The sequence below is a fragment of the Streptomyces sp. NPDC047841 genome (assembly GCF_040704085.1).
GTDB lineage: Bacteria > Actinomycetota > Actinomycetes > Streptomycetales > Streptomycetaceae > Streptomyces > Streptomyces argyrophylli.
The window spans coordinates 192,515-210,227 of the sequence record NZ_JBEYRP010000014.1; the positions used below are offsets into that span (position 1 = coordinate 192,515).

Below are 17,713 nucleotides of genomic sequence, written 5' to 3' on the forward strand. Positions count from 1 at the left end.
ACCACGCTAGTGCCCATCGCGCGGAAGCAGCGGTCCGAGCGGCCCGAGGTCCAGGTTGAGGTCCTCGGGCCGCAGTCCGTAGCGGTCCCGCAGCTCGCCCATCCGGTCCTCCAGGAGCATCAGGGTGAGCCCGATCCGCTCCTCCTGCTCCTCGGTCAGCTCACCGGTGTCGAAGCGGCGCACGGCCTGCCGCTCCATCAGCTGGCGCAGCAACTCCACCACCGTGAGCACGAGTTTCACCAGGTCGCGCTCGACCGTGTCGGGCTCGAGGTCGAGCTGCTTGCGGCGCTGCCGCGCGGTCATAGGAGCTCCTCGAAGGGCGACGGGACCTGCTCGTTCACGGAACTGATGAGCGCGTTGAGGTCGATGCGGACGAGATCGACGTCCGCGATGCGCAGGGTGATGTCGCCGGTGATGACGACTCCGCCGGCCAGCAGCCGGTCCAGGAGGTCGACCAGCGCGATCTCGCGGCGTTCGACTACGGTCACCGCCCCTCCCCCGATCCCACAGCCGGTTCCGCTCCCGAGGCCTCACCGGAGAAGGAGTAGGCGGCCCACGGACCGGTGAGTTCCACCCGCATTCCGGGCGCCTCGTCCTTGGTCCGGTCGACCAGTTCCACGAATTCCTCGGAATGCGCCCGGGACACCAGATAGGCAGCGTTGAGCACGTTTCGCCCCGGCGCTTGGGAGAGCGCGGAATTCTGCGGGGGATGCATCCGGAAATCCTCGGCCCGCTCGGCGAGACGCTCGTGCAGGGAGTGGGCGAACCGCTCGGCCCGCTGCCAGTTCTCCTCCTGCGCGTGGCTCTGCAGGCGCCGCCGGCGCAGGTAGTCCCGGCCGCTGGCCGGCCGCGCCGCCTCGGCGGACTCGGGTTCGGCGGGCTCGGGTTCGAGATACACCTTCACGCCCCACTCCACACGGCCGTGCAGCCGGTCGAGCAGGCGGCGGAAGTCCTCCTCGCGGTCCTCGATCATCATGCGCACGGCGCTGTCGTCACGGAAGACGGTCGCGAGCCGCAAAGGCAGCGGGGTGGTGACCGTGGTGAGCGCGTCCACCACGCCCTGGTGGGCGCGGGCGGTCGCGGCGAGCCAGTCGAGATCCTCCAGGTGGGCCTTCAGGGCCCCCTCGCAGAAGTCTGCCTCCGGGACCGTGCTGACCACCGCGACCAGCCCGTGGTGGTGCAGCAGCGCAGGCGGGGCGCCGCCGACGCCCCGCAGCTGTGCTTGCAGAGGCGTCCCGAAGGGACGGCAGACGGCGTACACGTACCGCAGTCCGGTCGTCATGGTGCCTCCTTCGGGGCGCGGCCCGACTCCAGTTCCTCCAGCCGTGCGAGCCGTTCTCGCAGCTCGGCGTTCTCCCGGGTCAGCTCGTCACGGCGGGCCCGGGAGGACAGGGCCGGGTCGCTCTCCCACCAGTCGATGCCCATCTCCTTGGCCTTGTCGACCGAGGCGACGATGAGGCGCAGCTTGATGGTGAGCAGTTCGATGTCGAGCAGGTTGATCCTGATGTCCCCCGCGATGACGACACCCTTGTCGAGTACACGTTCAAGGATGTCGGCGAGGTTCGCCCCCGAGCCCTGGCCATAGGGCTCGGGAAAGCGGCTGGGTGTCGTCATCGACGGCTCCCGCGCTCAGCGTGCTCAGGCTCCTCTTCCTCGTACTCGTCCTCCTCTTCCTCAGCGCCTTCCTCGTCCTCGGCGGGCTCCTCGGCCTCGTCCTCGTACGAGTCCTCGTCGCCCTCCTCGTCGCCCTCCCCGGCTTCTTCCTCGGTCTCGCCCTCGTACTCGTCCTCGTAGGGCTCCTCTTCCTCCTCCTCTTCCTCCTCTTCGCCCTCTTCGCCTTCCTCGGGGCGCTCCCGGCCCTCGGGCTCCTCTTCGCCCTGGGCCTCCTCTTCGCCCTCTTCCTGCTCCTCGCCCTCTTCTTCCTCTCCCCGGGCCTCCTCTTCCTCCTCCGCGAGGGCGTCCTCGTGGCTTTGCACGACCTCGCCGTCGCGGATCTCACCGCGCCAGCTGTCCTCCGCCTCCCCCTTGAGGGTGATGAAGCGGGCGAAGTTCTTCAGGTCCAGCCTGGCCCGGCGGCCCTGGGCGCGCCAGATGTTGCCGGTCTTCTCGAACAGGCCGGTCGGGTAGTACTCCATGACCAGCAGCACCCGGGTGAGGTTGTCCTCCAGCCGGTGGAAGGAGACCACGCCCTTGGTGGTGCCCTTGGCGCCCTCCGAGGTCCACTGGATGCGGTAGTCGGGTATCTGCTCGGTCGTCTTCGCCTTCCAGCTGCGGGTGGACCAGAAGACCTTGGCCCGCCAGTCGGAGGTGGTGTCGTCGGCGCGGTTCGCGCTCTTGACGCCCTTGGCGAAGGAGGAGAAGGACTGGTACTGGGTCCACTGGTCGTAGGCCGTACGCAGCGGTACGCCCACGTCGACGGACTCCATGATGACGGTCGGCTTCTTGCCGGCGCCGCCCTTCTTGCCCTTGCTGCCGCCGAGGCTGCGCACGGTTTCCATTACCTTGTCCTTGGCGTGGGAGGCGCCCAGCTCCACCGCAGAGCGCAGCGGTCCCTTGCCCTCGGCGAGCTTGCGCCCGCCCTCCAGCGCCAGTTTGGCGAAGCCGGGGCTCTTGCCCTCGGCGATGTCGTTCAGCTTGCCGGTGGTCTCGCCGAGCTTCCGGCCGATCCCGGTCAGCAGCCGCTGGGCCTGGGCGTTCAGGTACTCCTGGGCCTCTTCCTTCAGCCGGTCGGCGGCCTCGCTGCGGGCCAGGCCGGCCAGCGGGGCGGTCAGGCCGCCGGTGGCCTCACCGGCCTTGGAGGTCACTCTTCCGAGGGTCTCGGTCATCGGTCATCGCCGCCCTTCGACTGCCGGGAGACGGCGCTCCGGGCGGCACCGCCGACCGCCGCCGTCTTCTTCGCGGCCGTCTTGCGGGCCGCGTCCGTCTTCTTGGCCGCCGTCTTCTTGGCCGCCACCTTCTTGGCCGGGGCCTTCCTGGCGGGGGCCTGGCCGGCCGCCGTCCCGCCGGAGGCCTTCTTGGCCGGGGCCTGCTTCGCCGTCTTCTTGCCCGTCTTCTTCCGGGGCGCCTCGCCCTCGCCGCCCCGGGTCTCGCCCCTGGGCTGTTCTCGCTCACCCCGCTTCCCCTCGTGCTCCTCCTGCTCCTCGTCCTCGCCCTCGCCCTCGTCCTCGTCCCGCTCCTCGTCGGAGCCGGCCGGCGCGGCTCCGGACAGCTGGTCGCGCACCTGCGCCGTACGGCCGTGCAGCCGGTCGGCGAGCGAGTTCATCTGCCGCTCCACCATCGCGCCCGTGGCGGCCTTGCCGACGCCCCGCAGCTCTTGGCGGAGCTGGTCGCCGACCTCCTTGAACTGCGGGTTGTCCAGCAGCTGCCGGTTCAGCTGTTCCGCGAGCATCCGCGGGCTGAGGTTCATCTTCTTCCCGGCGGCCAGGGAGCCGACGGCGAGGGCCATCTTCAGCTTCTTGGTACGTCCGAGCAGGTATCCGGCCCCTACGGCGAGGCCCAGTGCGGTTCGGTTCATGGTCACGTCCCATTGCCTGTCGTGTCGCCGTGATGCAGGGCGATCTCCAGCCGGTCCAGCAGTTCGTCCTCGCGCCGGTCGAACTCCTCCTCGGTGATCTCACCCGCCTGAAGCTGCTCCTCGAGGCGGGCCAGCTCGGCCCGGACGGTGGCCGGGTCGTAGTAGATCCGCTCCGCCTCCCGGAGCACATGCCCAATCGCCCACGCGCTGCCGCGCACCGGTGCGAAGGGCAGCAGCAGCACCTCCGAGATCAGTCCCACGGATCTCCTCCTTCCGTCCGGGCCCCGCCGCTACGACGCTCCGGTGCCGGCGCCGGCCGTGGCGCCCGCGGGCGCGGTCGGGCCGGGTTCGACGAAGCTGTACGGCGGCAACGGGCCGTTGACCCGCAATTCGATATGGGCGTGGCTCTTGCGCACACGCTCGGCCGCGGCCAGGAAGTCCTCGGCCGTGTCCCGGGAGACCAGGAACGAGACGTTGAGCAGCCACCCGGTGGACTCGGGGCCCACGCTGACCGCCGCGGCGCCCGGCTGGAGCAGGCGCTGCACCTCGGCGGCGTCCTCGCCCTCCTTGGCCTTGACGGCGGCGGCGACCATCTCGCCGAGGCGGACCCGGTCGTCGTAGCTGCCGCCGCCCGCCTGCCGGTTGGCCTCGGCGAGGGCGCGGACCTGCGCGTTCTCGGCCATCACGCGGTGCAGGACGGCTTCCTCGATGTGCGTGGCCTTGACGTTGTACTCGACCTTGCCGTCCAGCTCGCGCAGCCGCTCCAGGTAGTGCTCGGCCCGCTCGGTCAGCACCGACATGACGGTGTCGTCGTCCGGGGAGACGCTGCCGAAGCGCATGGGCAGCACACATCCGGCCGCGCCCGCCTCGGCGAGTACGTTCTGGTGGGCGAGGAGGTCCCTGCGCTTGGGGCGCAGGCCCTCCGGGGCGTCGCTGACGACAGCGGCGAGCTCTCCCGCCGTGAGGACCCGGACGGGCCGGGGCGGCTCGCCCACTCCGGTCATCCCCTCGGGGAGCGCCGGGTGCGAGCGTGCGGTGATGCCGTAGACGTAGGTGCTCACTCGTCTCCCTCCTTCCGGCGGGCCGCGGTCTTGCGGGGGCGCCGGGTCTCGGTCTCGCCTTCCTCGCGGGCCTGCTTGAACGCGTCGGATATGGTCTGCGCGGCGCCGGACAGTGCGCCCTTGGACTTGCCGCGGGCTCCGCTCTCGGTGATCTCGCCGACGAGATCGGGCAGCCCGGGGGACTTGCGGGGCCCTGCCTCCAGGTCGAGGCGGTTACACGCCTCGGCGAAGCGCAGATAGGTGTCGACGCTGGCTACGACGACCCGGACGTCGATCTTCAGGATCTCGATGCCGACCAGGGAGACCCGTACGAACGCGTCGATGACGAGACCTCGGTCGAGAACCAGTTCCAGGACGTCGTAGAGGCCGCTGCTTCCGCCTCCGCCGCCGGACTGCTGTGCCGGGACAACGGTCATGCCGGCCGCTCCTCCTCGTGAGTGTGGTGGATGATCGGGGCCACGCCGGGTGCGTGGCCCCGAGGACGCGGGTGGGGGCCTAGCCGCCGCGGCGTGCGTCGGCCCGCCCGCGCTCGTACCTGCGAACGCGCCGGTAGCCGGTGAGCTGCCCCTGGGGGTCCAGTTCGACCTGGTAGCTCGCCATCAGGCTCATGGTGTCCGGGACCCGTGCGAGTTCCATCACCTCGACCTCCAGCGACCAGCCGTCCTCGGTCTGCTCGAAGGAGGACACGGTCTCCGGGTCGAGTCCCGTCAGTTCGGCGAGCTGGCTGCGCGCCTCGCGCAGCACCTCCATCAGGGGCGGACGCCGGGCTGCCGGCTCGTTCTGTGTGGTGTCGTGCGTCTGCTCGGTGTTCTCGGTGTTGTCCGACTTCCGGGATTTCTGTGAATCCTGTGACTGTGATGTGTTGTGTGTGTTCGACATGGCCACCTCTTCCTGCGGGTGGCCCCTCATTCCTTGGCCAAACCTCAGGAGCGCATGTCGGCGAGACGGCGCCGGGCGGGGCCCAGGGAGCGCCCGCGGGCCGGCAGGCCGGCCCACGGGTCGGTGCGGGCCTGGTCGACGGCGTCGGCGATGGTCCAGCGGCGGGCGTCGAGCCCGGGGTCGTCGAGCTGCTCCCAGGTGAGGGGCACGGCAACGGGGGCGCCGGGGCGGGCGCGGACGGTGAAGGGCGCGACGGCGGTCTGGGCGTACCCGTTGCGCTGCACGTCGAGGTACAGGCGGTCACCGCGCTCCTGTTTGCGGGCGGCGGTGGTGAGCCGGTCCGGGTGCCGTGCCGCGGCGAGTTCGGCGACGCCGTGGGCGAACTCCCGCACGGCGTCGAAGCCCTGGCGGCCGTCGAGCGGGACGACGAGGTGCAGTCCGCGCGAGCCCGTGGTCATCGGGAAGGCGGGCAGGCCGAGTTCGTCCAGCAGCTCGTGCAGCCGGACGGCGGCCTCGCGGACGGCGCCGAAGTCGTCCCCGGGCGGATCGAGGTCGAAGACCAGCCGGTCGGGGTGGTCGAGGCCGCCGGCCCGGTCGGTGCGCGAGAGCCAGCGGTGCAGGGTGAGGCAGGCCTGGTCGGCGAGGTACAGCAGGGTCGCGGTGTCGTCGCAGACGACGTGGGTGACCGTGCCGCCCTCCTTGGCGACCTCGGCCCGGTCGATCCACTCCGGATAGTGCTCCGGGGTGTTCTTCTGCATGAACCGCTGGCCGTCCAGGCCGTCCGGATACCGTTCCAGCATCAGCGGACGGCCCCGCAGGTGCGGCAGCAGGTACGGCGCGACGGACCGGTAGTAGTCGGCGAGGTCGCCCTTGGTGTATTCCTTCGCGCCCCCGCCGCCGGGGAAGAGCACCTTCCCCGGCCGCTTGATCTCCACCGTGCGGCGGCCCGCGCGGATGGCCCGCGCGTCGTCGCCGCTCATCGCACGACCGCCTCCTCGACCAGCATCCTGGCCGCCGCCGTGATGCCCAGGGCGTCGATGCCGGCCGCGTACAGCTGCTCGTCGGGCGCGGCCGAGCCCGGCATGGTGCGCACCGCGAGCCGGACCAGGCGGGGCACCGGCCTGCCGTCGCCGAACGCCTCCGCGACGGCGTCGCCGATGCCGCCCTCCGGGCGGTGGTCCTCCACCGTGAGCAGGCAGCCGGTCTCCTCGGCGGCCCGGTGCAGGGTCTCGGCGTCGACGGGCTTGACCGAGTACAGGTCGATCACCCGGACCCGGATGCCGTCGGCGGCCAGCCGGTCGGCGGCGGCCAGCGCCTCGGGCACGGTCACCCCGGCCGCCACGACGGTCAGCCGGTCCTCCTCGCTGGAGCGCAGCGTCTTGCTGCCGCCGACCGGGAACTCCTCGTCGGGGCCGTAGATCACCGGTGTCTTGCCGCGGGAGGTGCGCAGGTAGCGGATGCCGTCCAGGCCGGCCATGGCCGCGACGAGCTGGGCGGTCTGGTTGGCGTCGCACGGGTACAGCACGGTCGAGCCGTGGACGGACCGGAACATCGCCAGGTCCTCCAGCCCCATCTGGCTCGGCCCGTCCTGCCCGATCGCCACGCCCGCGTGCGAGCCGACCAGGTTGATGCCGGAGCCGCTGATGGACGCCATGCGCACGAAGTCGTGGGCGCGGGTCAGGAACGCGGCGAACGTGGAGGCGTACGGCACCCAGCCGCGCGTGGCCATGCCGACGGCCGTGGCGACGAGCTGCTGCTCGGCGATGTAGCACTCGAAGAACCGGTCGGGGTGCGCCTTGCCGAACTCCTCCGTGCGGGTGGAGTCGCCGACCTCTCCGTCCAGGGCGACGACGTCCCCGCGGGCGGTGCCGAGCGCGGCGAGCGCCTTGCCGAAGGCGTCCCGCGTCGCGGCCTCCTCGCCCTGCTCGAAGCGCGGCAACCGGACCGGCTCGGTGGTCGGCGAGCGCAGCGCGGCGGCGGCCTGCGGCTCGGCGACGCGGACGTGCAGCGAGCGCGGCCCGCCGAGTTCGGCGATGGCGTCCTCGGCCTCGGGCAGCGGCTTGCCGTGCAGGCCCTCGCGGTCCTGGACGGCGGCCACGCCCTTGCCCTTCAGGGTGCGGGCGAGGATGACGGTGGGCTGGCCGGTGGTGGACAGCGCCTCACCGTACGCCCGGTCGATCGCGTCGACGTCATGGCCGTCGATCTCGATGGTGTGCCAGTCGAAGGCCTGGAAGCGGCGGGCGTAGGCGTCCAGGTCGTGGCCGTGCCGGGTGGGGCCGCGCTGGCCGAGCCGGTTGACGTCCACGACGGCGACGAGGTTGTCCAGGTTCTCGTGGCCGGCGTGCTCGGCGGCCTCCCAGATCGAGCCCTCCGCCAGCTCGCTGTCGCCGCACAGCACCCACACCCGGTAGTCGGAGCGGTCCAGGCGCTTCCCGGCGAGCGCGATGCCGACCCCGGCCGGCAGGCCCTGGCCGAGCGAGCCGGTGGCCGTCTCCACCCAGGGCAGCCGCCGAGGCGTCGGATGGCCCTCCAGCCGGCTGCCGAGCTTGCGGAAGGTGACCAGCTCGCCGTCCTCGATGGCGCCGGCCGCCTTGTACGCGGCGTACAGCAGCGGTGAGGCGTGCCCCTTGGACAGCACGAAACGGTCGTTCGCCGGGTGCTCGGGGCGCTCGAAGTCGTAGCGCAGGTGGTTCGCGAGCAGGACGGCCAGCAGATCGGCGGCGGACATGGAGGACGTGGGGTGCCCGGATCCCGCGGCGGCGGACGCCCGCACGCTGTCCACACGCAACTGCTGTCCCAGTTCGACGAGTTCGTCGGTGTTCATGAGTCTCCTCGGTCTCCTTGCGCTCGGCCGCGGCGGAGGTCGCTCGGTGGCGCTCGTCGCGGTCAGTCGGTTTCGTCGGCGCGGGCCGCGGGATCGGCGGGGTCCGCGCGCTCGACGGGTCCGGGTGCCGGATGGCCCGGCCCGCCGCCGGCGGGCTCACCGCCGGGCTGGTTCCTCGCGGGCTCGCCACCCGGCTGGTTCCTGGCCGGCTCGCCACCCGGCTGGTTCCTGGCCGGCTCGCCGCCCGGCTGTGGCTTCACCGGCTCCTCCGGCCTCGGCTTGTGCGTCATGAGTTCCTCTCCTGTCTGTGCGGCCGGCCGCTCCGGGCCGCCCGGTACCCGCGCCACTTCCGGCGAGGCCGTGTCCAGCGGGACCGACCACGCTCGTACCAGGCCCAACTGGACGCCCTGGCGCGGGAGTACGGCGTCCAGCAGCCAGTCGGCGGCGACCCGGAGACGGTTGCCGGGCAGCGCCGCCAGGTGGTAGCCGCGGGTGACCGCACCGGCCGCCGGACCGGACAGCGGGACGCCGAACGGGTTGGCGGCGGCGCGGACCCCGCCGAGGTCGACGGCGAAGCCCAGGTCCCGGTGGCGGTACGGGCGCCGGCGCCGGCCGAGGCCGAGCGAGCCGGCCACGTTCTCCCCGGCCACCCGGCCCTGCCGCCAGGCGTGCTGGGCCGTCATGGGCGTGAACTCCCCCGGACGCTCCAGGTCGGGCACGGCCGCCGCGTCCCCGCAGGCGAACACGTCGGTGCGGCCCGGCAGGCGCAGGTACGGGTCGACGATCAGCCGGCCGCGCTCCAGCGGCTGCCGGACGGCCTCGACCAGCGGGTCCGGCCGCACGCCCACGCACCACACCAGCGTCCGGGACGCGACGGACTCCCCGTCGGTGAGCACCACCCCGTCGCGGGTGGCCTCCCGCACCGACGTGCCCATCCGCACGTCGACGCCCCGCGCCCGCAGCACCCGGTCGGCCGTGCGGGACAGCCGCTCGTCCAGCTCCGGCAGCACGCGCGGCGCCACGTCCAGCAGGATCCAGCGGGGGCGCAGCCCGCCGGGCAGCGGGCGCCGGCGGACCAGGCGGTCGGTGAGCAGCTGCAGGTGGGCCGCCACCTCGGTGCCCGTGTAGCCGGCGCCGACCACCACGAAGGTGCACCGGGCGGCGCGGCTGCCCGGGTCCTCCCCGGAGGCGGCGAGTTCCACCTGCCGGGTCACGTGGTCGCGCAGGTACAGCGCCTCGGGCAGCCCGCGGAAGCCGTGCGCGTGCTCGGCGGCACCCGGGACCGGCAGCAGCTTGTTGACGCTGCCGACGGCCAGCACCAGACGGTCGTAGCCGAGGGTGCCCGCACGGCCCTCGGGGTCGGTGTAGCGCACGGTCCGCGCGTCCAGGTCGGCGCTCTCCGCCTCGCCGAGCACCAGGCGCACCCCGCGCAGGGTGCCGGGCAGCGACACGGTGACCCGGCGGGCCTCCAGGACCCCGGCGGCCACCTGCGGCAGCAGCGGCAGGTACAGGAAGTAGTCGGTCGGGTTCAGCACGGTGATGTCGGCGCGGTCCCGAGTCAGCCGGGCCAGGGTGCGCGCAGCCCGGTACCCGGCGAAACCGGCGCCGACGATCAGGACGCGAGGTCGGCTCACGGTGCGCCTCCGGCGGTGTGGCTCGTCCGAGGTCTTCCGCGTAACCGGGGCCGGGGCACCCAAACGCCGTGCCGGTCACCCGGACGCCGGTCGGAGCACCCCGGACGCCGCCGCGCAGCGCCACGCACCGCCGCTCACCGGCGTTTCGCCGACCCGCGCCCCGGTTACCCGGTCCGGGTCCGGATCACCCCACCACCAGCGCCCGCGCGGAGGTTCCCCCATGCCCGAGTACGGCTATTTCCTGGCGAGCGAGGAACACGACCCCGCAGCCCTCGTCGAACAGGCCCGGATGGCCGAGCAGGCCGGTTTCCAGGCGCTGTGGATCTCCGACCACTACCACCCGTGGAACGACGCGCAGGGGCAGAGCCCGTTCGTGTGGTCGGTGATCGGAGCGCTGTCGGAAGCGGTGTCGCTGCCCATCGAGACCGCGGTGACCTGCCCGACCGTGCGGATGCACCCGGCGGTGGTGGCACAGGCCGCGGCGACCAGCGCCGTGATGACGCAGGGCCGCTTCCGGCTCGGTCTCGGTACCGGCGAGGCGCTGAACGAGCACATCCTCGGCGACCCGTGGCCGCCGCTGCACGTGCGCCTGGAGATGCTGGAGGAGGCGATCCAGGTGATGCGCCGGCTGTTCACCGGCGAGGAGGTCAACCACCACGGGACGCACTACACCGTGGAGAACGCCCGTCTCTACACCGTCCCCGAGGAGCCCGTCCCGATCGACATCTCCGGCTTCGGGCCGAAGGCGACCTCGCTGGCCGCCCGCGTGGGCGACGGGTACATCACGATGATGCCGGAGGAGGAGATGGTCACCCAGTTCCGCAAGGGCGGCGGCGGGGCCAAGCTGGTCAGCGGCGGCACGAAGGTCTGCTACGGCACCGACCGCGACGAGTGCGTCCGTACGGTGCACCGGCTCTGGTACAACGAGCTGCTGCCCGGCGAGATGGGGCAGGTGCTGCCCTCACCGCGGCACTTCGAGCAGCTGCACGAGCTGGTCACCGAGGACATGGTGCGGGAGAAGTCGGTGTGCGGCGACGACGTGGACGAGCACGTCTCGGCGCTGAAGGCGTTCGCCGACGCCGGGTTCGACCGGGTGTACGTGAACCAGATCGGGCCGGACCAGCGGGGGTTCTTCGACTTCTACCGCACGAAGGTGCTGCCGCAGCTCGGCTGACGCGGGGGCGTTGTCGGGGGGTGGGGCCGGCGGCCCCACCCCCTCGCCGTCAGGCCCCGCCGCGGGGGGTGTCCGGCGGAGTCCGCGGCATCGGAGGGGTCCCCGGCACCGGCGGATACGGCATGCCCAGGCCGCTCGGCGGGGAGGCCGCCGGGGTGCCGCCGGGCACGCGGTGCGGGGCGTGGGGCCCCTGCCCGGAGCGGGCGGCGCCGCGCAGGAAGTAGGCCACCGCGCCGAGGAGCGCGGCGGTGATCAGTGCCGCGGCCCAGCCGGGCAGGCCGATCGCCAGGGCCAGGCCCGCGGCGAGGGCCACCGCACCGCCCGCGTACAGGGCGGCGGCACCCGACGCGGCGTACAGCACGGCGGTGCGGCGCCGCTTGCGGGACTGCTCGCGCAGTTCCTCGCGTACCGTCTCGCGTGCCACCTGTGCCAGCTCTTCGACGAGGTGCCTGTCCAGATGTTCCAGGTGATCCAAACGGTCCATACCCTGCGGGTACCCGACGGGCACAGTGGGTAACGCCGGGGGCCTGCGCGTGCCCGGCGGCCCCAACTAGGCTCGGACGCATGGAGATTCTGGGCGCCTCGCTGCGCATCTGCGTCGACGACCTCGAAGCCGCGATCCCCTTCTACGAGAGCCTGTCCGGCGGCACGGCCCTGCGCTTCCAGCGTGGTGGCGTCCAGGTCGCCGCGGTCGGTTCCTTCCTGCTCATGAGCGGTCCCGAAGCGGAGCTGGAGATCCTGCGCAAGGTGACGGCGACGATCGCGGTGAAGGACGTGGACGAGGCCCACCGGCTGCTGACCGGGCTGGGCGCCACGGTCGTCGCGGGGCCGGTGCCGACGCCGGTGGGCCGGAACCTGCTGGCGGTGCACCCGGACGGCTCCGTCTTCGAGTACGTGGACCAGCGGGGCTGAACCGGCTCAGTCGCGCATCTCGGTGGTGAGCGCCCAGCGTTCGTGATCGCGCCAGGCCCCGTCCACGTAGATCATGTCGGGTGAGAAGCCCTCCAGGCGGAACCCGGCGCCCCGGGCGAGGGCGATGGACGCCGCGTTGCCCGGCTGGACGTTGATCTCCAGCCGGTGCAGGCCGAGCGGCCCGAACGCGTACCCGATCACCAGCTCCAGCCCTTCGCGCATCAGGCCCCGCCCGGCCGCGTGCGCGAAGGCGCCGTAGCCGAGGGCGCCGGACTGGAAGCCGCCGCGCACGATGTTGTTGACGTTGATGAAGCCCGCGATGGCACCGCCGTCCTTCTCGCACACCAGGAAGCCGGCCCGCGCCGGGTCCTCGATGAGCCGGCCGGCGTAGTCGGCGTACGCCTCGTCGGTGTCGGGCGGGAACAGCCAGGGCCGGTGCAGGTCCTTGCTCTCCCGGGCCCGTGCGGTGAACTCCGGGCCGTCGGCGAGGGTGAAGGGACGGATGGCGGCGCGCGGGCCCTCGGCGAGGGCGCGGGACGGCGGGTACGGCATCCGTCCACCCTACGGCGTCCACCCGGCCCCGACACGCCCGGCCGGCCCCACGCCGGCGCGGGCCGACCCGGCGTCGGCCCGCCCGCCCCACGTCACCACAACGTTCCGCCCGGCCCCGTCTCAGCGCAGCGCCGGCTCGTCCAGTGTCAGCGTGCCCGTCTCCGCGTCCAGCGTGGCCGCGACCCCGAGCGGAATCGTCAATGCCCCTTCGCCGTGGCCGAATCCGACGTTCTCCGCGACCGGGACCCCGAGCCCGCCGAGCCGGTCGGCCAGCAGGGGCCGCAGCCGGGCGTAGTCCGCGCAGCCCTCCCAGGAGCCGAGCAGCACCCCGCGCACCCCCTCCAGCCAGCCGGAACGCAGCAACTGGGTGAGGTAGCGGTCCAGCCGGTACGCCTCCTCGCCCACGTCCTCCAGGCAGAGCAGTCCGCCGCGCGCGGAGGGCCGGGCGTGCGGGGTGCCGAGTTCGGCGGCGAGCAGGGACAGGCAGCCGCCGAGGGTGACGCCCCGGGCCCGGCCGGGGACGAGGGCCGTACCGCCGGAGGCGATCGTGCGGACGGTCTCGGGGGCGAACAGCGTGGCCCGCAGGTGCTCCTGGGCCCGCGCGTTCTTGATGAAGTCGACGCCGGCCGCCACCGGCCCGTGCAGTGTGGCCAGGCCCAGGCGGGTCGCGAAGGCCTCGTGCAGGACGGTGATGTCGCTGAACCCGACGAAGACCTTGGGCCCGGCCGCCCGCAGCGCGTCCCAGTCGAGGAGGTCGACCATGCGCTGCGCGCCGTAGCCGCCGCGGGCGCACAGCACGGCGTCGACGGAGGGGTCGCACCAGGCGTTCTGGAGGTCGGCGGCGCGGTCGGCGTCCGTGCCGGCCAGGTAGCCGAACTCCGGGTGCCGGTCCAGGACATGGGGTCCGACCACCGGTTCTAGGTCCCAGCCGCGCAGCACGTCGACGCCCGCCTCGATCCGCTCCTCGGGCACCGGCCCGCTGGTGGCGACGACGGCGACCCGGGCGCCTGGCGCCAGCCGGCGCGGCCGCAGGAGTTCCTTCACTGGTTCAGCTCCACCTTCGGTACCGGCGGTGTCGGGTCCAGCCCGAACACCTGCGCGTACAGGGACAGTTCGGCCTCCAGGGCACGGACCATGGTGTCGGCCCGGCGGAACCCGTGCCCCTCGCCCTCGAACGTGAGGTAGGCGTGCGGCACGCCCCGGCCGGCGATCCGGGCGAGGAGGCGTTCGCACTGGGCGGGCGGGCAGATGACGTCGTCCAGGCCCTGGAGCAGCAGGAACGGCGCGGTGATCCGGTCGGCCTGCGCGGTCGGGGAGCGCTCGGCGTACCGGGCGGGCACCTCGTCGCGCGGGCCGATCAGCGACTCCAGGTAGCGGGACTCGAAGTCGTGGGTCTCGCCGGGGCCCCAGGTGGCGAGGTCGAGCACCGGGTAGATGACGGTGCCGCAGGCGTAGACGTCGGTCGTGGCCAGGGAGGCGGCGGTGGTCCAGCCGCCCGCGCTGCCGCCCCGGATCGCCAGCCGGGCGGGGTCGGCGGTGCCCTCGTCGGCGAGGGCGCGGGCGACGGCCGCGCAGTCCTCGACGTCGACCACGCCCCACTGCTCGCGCAGCCGCTCCCGGTAGGCCCGGCCGTACCCGGTGGAGCCGCCGTAGTTCACCTCGGCAACCCCGATGCCCCGCGAGGTGAAGTAGGCGATCTCCAGGTCCAGTACGAGCGGCACCCGGCTGGTGGGGCCGCCGTGCGCCCAGATGACGTACGGCGGCAGCTCGCCGTCGGGCCCGGTGCGGGCGGGGTGGCGCGGCGGGTAGAGGTGGGCGTGCACCTCGCGGCCGCCGGGGCCGGTGAAGGTGCGGGTCCGCGGCTCGGGGTAGTAGGCGGGGTCGACGGGGTCCCGGTGCGGGGAGCCGATCACCCGGGCGCGGCCGGTGGCGGTGTCCAGTTCGACCACTTCGTAGGAGGAGCGGGGTCCGGCGGCGACGGCGACGACGCGGGGACCGTGGGTGGCGAGGCCGGCGGCGCACTCCGTCCACGGTCCGACGGCGTCCACGATCTCGCCGGACTCCGGGTCGAGTATCCCGAGCGCGGCCGGCCCCCGGCCGTGGACGACCGCCAGCAGACCGCTGTCCAGCGGCGCGAACCAGCGCAGTCCGAGCTGCCACAGCGGCCCGCCGAACTCCTCCTCGCGCGGGCACAGGGGGGTGCCGTCGCGGTAGAGGTTCCACCAGCCGCTGCGGTCGCTCGCGTAGAGCAGGCGGCCGTCCGCCGACCACTCGACCTGGGCGACGGCCTCCTCCGGACCGCCGGCGACGGTCCGCGCGTGCGTCAGCCGGCCGTCCTCCCCGACGTCGGCGACCAGCAGCTCCGTTCCGTCCCACGGCATCCGCGGGTGGTCCCAGGCCAGCCAGGCGGCCCGCCGGCCGTCCGGGGAGAGCCGTGCTCCGGTGACGAACCGGTGCCGGGACCCGGCCAGCTCGCGGACGGCGGCGCGGTCACCGGCGGCCGAACCGTCCAGCGGTACGGCGGCCTGCACCCGCCGTATGTCGTCGGGGCCGTCCCCGGTGGACTCCTCCAGCACGCACCACACCTCGCCGCGGGCGAGGTCGATCCGGGGCTCGGCCCAGCGCAGGCCGCCGCCGGCCGGGGAGAGCGGGGCGGGCTCGCCGCCGGGCTCGTACCGGTACAGCCGCTGGTCGGCGAAGTGCACGAAGACGATCAGCGGCCGGCCGTCGTGGACCACCCCGGTCCAGGGCCGGCCGCCGTACTCGATGACCCGGCTACGCACGTTCCACGGCGCGGGCAGCACCGTCTCCTCGCCCCCCTCGGCCCGCCGCCGCACCAGGGTCCGCCGGCCGCCCTCGGCCGGCCGGGGCTCGGTCCACCAGACCTCGTCCCCGACGAACCCCACCCAGTCCGGCCGCCCGTCGTGCGCGGCGGCGAGGTCCGCGCCGATCGGCGAGGGCCACGATCCGTACGGCGCGCTCCGCATCCGCTCCCCCATCGTCTAGGCCGTCCGCAGGAACCGGTCGAGGACGCGGACCCCGAAGTGCAGCGCCTCCACGGGCACCCGCTCGTCCACACCGTGGAACAGCGCCTGGTAGTCGAGGCCCGCCGGCAGCTTCAGCGGGGCGAAGCCGTACCCGGTGATGCCGAGCCGGGAGAACTGCTTGGCGTCCGTGCCGCCCGACATGCAGTACGGCACCACGTGCGCGCCCGGCGCGAACTCCTGCACCGCGGCCCGCATCCGCGCGAACACCGGCGCGTCCACCGGCGCCTGGAGGGCCACCTCGCGGTGCGCGAACTCCCAGTCGACGTCCGGTCCCGTCAGCTCGTCCAGCGTGGCGGTGAACTCCTGCTCGCCGCCCGCGAGATAGCGCCCGTCCACGTGGGCGACCGCCTCGCCCGGGATGACGTTGAGCTTGTAACCGGCGTCCAGCATGGTCGGGTTGGCGCTGTTGCGGACGGTCGACTCGACCAGCTTGGCGGCCGGCCCCAGCTTCTCCAGCAGCCGGTCCACGTCGGTGAAGTCGGGATCGATGCCGTACAGCGCGGCGAGTTCGGTGAGGGCGGCCCGTACGGTGGGCGTCAGCCGCAGCGGCCACTCGTGCTCGCCGATGCGGGTGACGGCGGCGGCGAGCCGGGTCACCGCGTTCTCCCGGTTCACCTTGGAGCCGTGCCCGGCCCGGCCCCGCGCGGTGAGCTTCAGCCAGGCGGTGCCCCGCTCCCCCGCGGCGACCGGGTAGATCTCCCGCCCGGTCCCGTCGTGGAAGGTGAAGGCGCCCGACTCGCTGACGCCCTCCGTGCAGCCCTCGAAGAGTTCGGGGTGCCGGTCGGCGAGGAACCCGGAGCCGTCCTCGGCGCTGGCCTCCTCGTCGGCGGTGAACGCGAGGACGATGTCGCGGCGGGGCCGTACGCCCTGCCGGGCCCAGCAGCGGACCACGGCGAGGATCATCGCGTCCATGTTCTTCATGTCGACGGCGCCCCGCCCCCACACCACGCCGTCGCGGACCTCGCCGGAGAACGGGTGCACGGTCCAGTCGGCGGCCTCGGCCGGCACCACGTCGAGGTGCCCGTGCACCAGCAGCGCGTCGGCGGACGGGTCGGTGCCCTCGATCCGGGCCACTACGTTGGTGCGGCCCGGGGTGCGCTCCAGCAGCAGGGGGTCCAGGCCCGCGCCGGCCAGCCGCTCGGCCGCGTACTCGGCGGCGGGCCGCTCCCGGCAGTCCCCGCCGCCCCGGTTGGCGGTGTCGATCCGGATCAGTCCGGAGGTGAACTCCACGACCTCGGCCAGGGCCAGTTCGTCGGCCTGCTGGTCAGCCATACTGCTCCTCCACGGCGGCAGAGACGATCGTGGTGACCGCCTTGAACGTCCTGATCCCCTCGTACATCGTGGCGCTGGTGTACGCCACCTTCCGCTCCCCGGTCCGCGCCACGCCGGGCACGACGGTCGCGGCCATCGCCAGATGCTCGGCGTCGAACTCGACGGCGACCGTGAACGGGCCGGCCTCGGCCGGTTGGTGACGGACCGCCAGGTGCGCGGCTTCCTTGGCCGCCGCGCGGATGTCGGCCGCGGTCCGGGCCGGGGTCCGGCACACGGCCGCGTACCGCGACACATGGTCCTTGACGGCGACCTTCAGCGCCTCGGGCGCGTAGCCGAGGGCGTCCTCGCAGGCCACGTCGTCGCCGGTGACGAGGACGACGGGGACGCCGTACTCGGCGACGACGCACGCGTTGAGCAGACCCTCGCTGGCGCGGACGTCGTTCAGCCACACCCCGGTGATCTGGTTGGCCAGGTAGGTGTGGGCGAGGACGCCCTCCATGCCGGCGCCCGCGTGGTAGCCGACGAACGCCACGCCGTCGACGTCGCCGTGCTGGACGCCCTCCACCATGGACAGCGCCTTGTGCCGGCCGGTGAGCATCTCGACGCGTTCGTCGAGATGCTCCAGGAGGAGGTTGCGCATGGTCCAGTGGGCCTCGTTGACGAGCACCTGGTCGGCGCCGCCGTCGAAGAAGCCCTCCGCGGCGGCGTTCACGTCCGAGGTGAACATCGACCGGCACCGCTCCCACTGCGGCGTCCCCGGCAGCACGTCGGCGGGCCAGGTGACGCCCGTGGCACCCTCCATGTCGGCACTGATGAGGATCTTCATGGACCGTCACGTTACGCG

The 17,713-nt window shown here is 73.4% G+C and carries 21 protein-coding genes; 2 read left to right on the forward strand and 19 right to left on the reverse strand.

Translation table 11 applies throughout. The features are described 5' to 3' along the window. Positions 1-6 precede the first annotated feature (6 nt). The 13 genes from AB0947_RS24635 to AB0947_RS24695 form a co-directional block, all read right to left on the reverse strand. Positions 7-303 carry a gas vesicle protein K gene (locus tag AB0947_RS24635; protein WP_366752504.1) on the reverse strand — a complete coding sequence of 99 codons (297 nt, stop codon included), beginning with the start codon at positions 301-303 and terminating at the stop codon, positions 7-9. Then, positions 300-488 (reverse strand): gas vesicle protein, encoded by a 189-nt coding sequence (locus AB0947_RS24640; RefSeq protein ID WP_030643599.1) that lies wholly within the window; start codon positions 486-488, stop codon positions 300-302. Before AB0947_RS24640 ends, AB0947_RS24635 begins: the two co-directional genes overlap by 4 nt. Further along, positions 485-1,282: a GvpL/GvpF family gas vesicle protein gene (locus tag AB0947_RS24645; protein WP_366752505.1), complete on the reverse strand. Its 798-nt coding sequence runs from the start codon at positions 1,280-1,282 to the stop codon at positions 485-487. Before AB0947_RS24645 ends, AB0947_RS24640 begins: the two co-directional genes overlap by 4 nt. Next, the gene (locus tag AB0947_RS24650) at positions 1,279-1,614 is read right to left on the reverse strand and encodes a gas vesicle protein (protein WP_366752506.1); all 336 of its coding nucleotides are present in this window, start codon (positions 1,612-1,614) and stop codon (positions 1,279-1,281) included. Before AB0947_RS24650 ends, AB0947_RS24645 begins: the two co-directional genes overlap by 4 nt. Next, entirely contained in the window at positions 1,611-2,825 is a 1,215-nt protein-coding gene (locus AB0947_RS24655; RefSeq protein ID WP_366752507.1) for an SRPBCC family protein, read from the reverse strand. The genes AB0947_RS24650 and AB0947_RS24655 overlap by 4 nt, the downstream gene beginning before the upstream one ends. Continuing rightward, complete coding sequence (locus AB0947_RS24660; protein WP_366752508.1) at positions 2,822-3,514, reverse strand: DNA primase; 693 nt, start codon at positions 3,512-3,514, stop codon at positions 2,822-2,824. The genes AB0947_RS24655 and AB0947_RS24660 overlap by 4 nt, the downstream gene beginning before the upstream one ends. Before the next feature lie 2 nt (positions 3,515-3,516). Next, positions 3,517-3,774 carry a gas vesicle protein GvpG gene (locus AB0947_RS24665; RefSeq protein WP_366752509.1) on the reverse strand — a complete coding sequence of 86 codons (258 nt, stop codon included), beginning with the start codon at positions 3,772-3,774 and terminating at the stop codon, positions 3,517-3,519. 30 nt (positions 3,775-3,804) lie between these two features. After that, positions 3,805-4,575, reverse strand: a complete 771-nt coding sequence (locus AB0947_RS24670) for a GvpL/GvpF family gas vesicle protein (RefSeq protein WP_366752510.1) — start codon at positions 4,573-4,575, stop codon at positions 3,805-3,807. Next, positions 4,572-4,991, reverse strand: a complete 420-nt coding sequence (locus AB0947_RS24675; RefSeq protein ID WP_366752511.1) for a gas vesicle structural protein GvpA — start codon at positions 4,989-4,991, stop codon at positions 4,572-4,574. The genes AB0947_RS24670 and AB0947_RS24675 overlap by 4 nt, the downstream gene beginning before the upstream one ends. Positions 4,992-5,070: 79 nt before the next feature. After that, entirely contained in the window at positions 5,071-5,454 is a 384-nt protein-coding gene (locus tag AB0947_RS24680) for a gas vesicle protein (protein ID WP_366752512.1), read from the reverse strand. Positions 5,455-5,498: 44 nt separating this feature from the next. After that, on the reverse strand, positions 5,499-6,434 hold the full coding sequence (gene ligD, locus AB0947_RS24685; protein ID WP_366752513.1) for a non-homologous end-joining DNA ligase: 936 nt from the start codon (positions 6,432-6,434) through the stop codon (positions 5,499-5,501). After that, a complete protein-coding gene (locus AB0947_RS24690) occupies positions 6,431-8,278 on the reverse strand; it encodes a transketolase (RefSeq protein ID WP_366752514.1) in 1,848 nt (615 codons plus the stop codon). Before AB0947_RS24690 ends, ligD begins: the two co-directional genes overlap by 4 nt. A gap of 62 nt (positions 8,279-8,340) precedes the next feature. Then, positions 8,341-9,912: an NAD(P)/FAD-dependent oxidoreductase gene (locus tag AB0947_RS24695; RefSeq protein ID WP_366752515.1), complete on the reverse strand. Its 1,572-nt coding sequence runs from the start codon at positions 9,910-9,912 to the stop codon at positions 8,341-8,343. Between the two features lie 220 nt (positions 9,913-10,132). Between AB0947_RS24695 and AB0947_RS24700 the strand changes: the two genes are divergently transcribed. Next, on the forward strand, positions 10,133-11,086 hold the full coding sequence (locus AB0947_RS24700) for an LLM class F420-dependent oxidoreductase (RefSeq protein WP_366752516.1): 954 nt from the start codon (positions 10,133-10,135) through the stop codon (positions 11,084-11,086). Between the two features lie 49 nt (positions 11,087-11,135). On the opposite strand, the gene AB0947_RS24705 is transcribed toward AB0947_RS24700, so the two are convergent. Continuing rightward, a complete protein-coding gene (locus AB0947_RS24705; RefSeq protein WP_366752517.1) occupies positions 11,136-11,570 on the reverse strand; it encodes a phage holin family protein in 435 nt (144 codons plus the stop codon). 80 nt (positions 11,571-11,650) lie between these two features. On the opposite strand from AB0947_RS24705, the gene AB0947_RS24710 reads away from it, so the two are divergent. Further along, positions 11,651-11,998, forward strand: a complete 348-nt coding sequence (locus tag AB0947_RS24710; RefSeq protein ID WP_366752518.1) for a VOC family protein — start codon at positions 11,651-11,653, stop codon at positions 11,996-11,998. A gap of 6 nt (positions 11,999-12,004) precedes the next feature. Here AB0947_RS24710 and AB0947_RS24715 read toward each other — a convergent pair whose 3' ends face one another. The 5 genes from AB0947_RS24715 to AB0947_RS24735 form a co-directional block, all read right to left on the reverse strand. Continuing rightward, positions 12,005-12,550: a GNAT family protein gene (locus AB0947_RS24715; RefSeq protein ID WP_366752519.1), complete on the reverse strand. Its 546-nt coding sequence runs from the start codon at positions 12,548-12,550 to the stop codon at positions 12,005-12,007. 120 nt (positions 12,551-12,670) lie between these two features. Further along, positions 12,671-13,594: an LD-carboxypeptidase gene (locus AB0947_RS24720; RefSeq protein ID WP_366752520.1), complete on the reverse strand. Its 924-nt coding sequence runs from the start codon at positions 13,592-13,594 to the stop codon at positions 12,671-12,673. Continuing rightward, positions 13,591-15,549 (reverse strand): LpqB family beta-propeller domain-containing protein, encoded by a 1,959-nt coding sequence (locus tag AB0947_RS24725; RefSeq protein ID WP_366752521.1) that lies wholly within the window; start codon positions 15,547-15,549, stop codon positions 13,591-13,593. The genes AB0947_RS24720 and AB0947_RS24725 overlap by 4 nt, the downstream gene beginning before the upstream one ends. A 3-nt stretch (positions 15,550-15,552) precedes the next feature. Next, positions 15,553-16,869: a M20/M25/M40 family metallo-hydrolase gene (locus AB0947_RS24730; protein WP_366752522.1), complete on the reverse strand. Its 1,317-nt coding sequence runs from the start codon at positions 16,867-16,869 to the stop codon at positions 15,553-15,555. Further along, entirely contained in the window at positions 16,862-17,695 is an 834-nt protein-coding gene (locus AB0947_RS24735; protein WP_366752523.1) for a M55 family metallopeptidase, read from the reverse strand. The genes AB0947_RS24730 and AB0947_RS24735 overlap by 8 nt, the downstream gene beginning before the upstream one ends. Positions 17,696-17,713 lie beyond the last annotated feature (18 nt).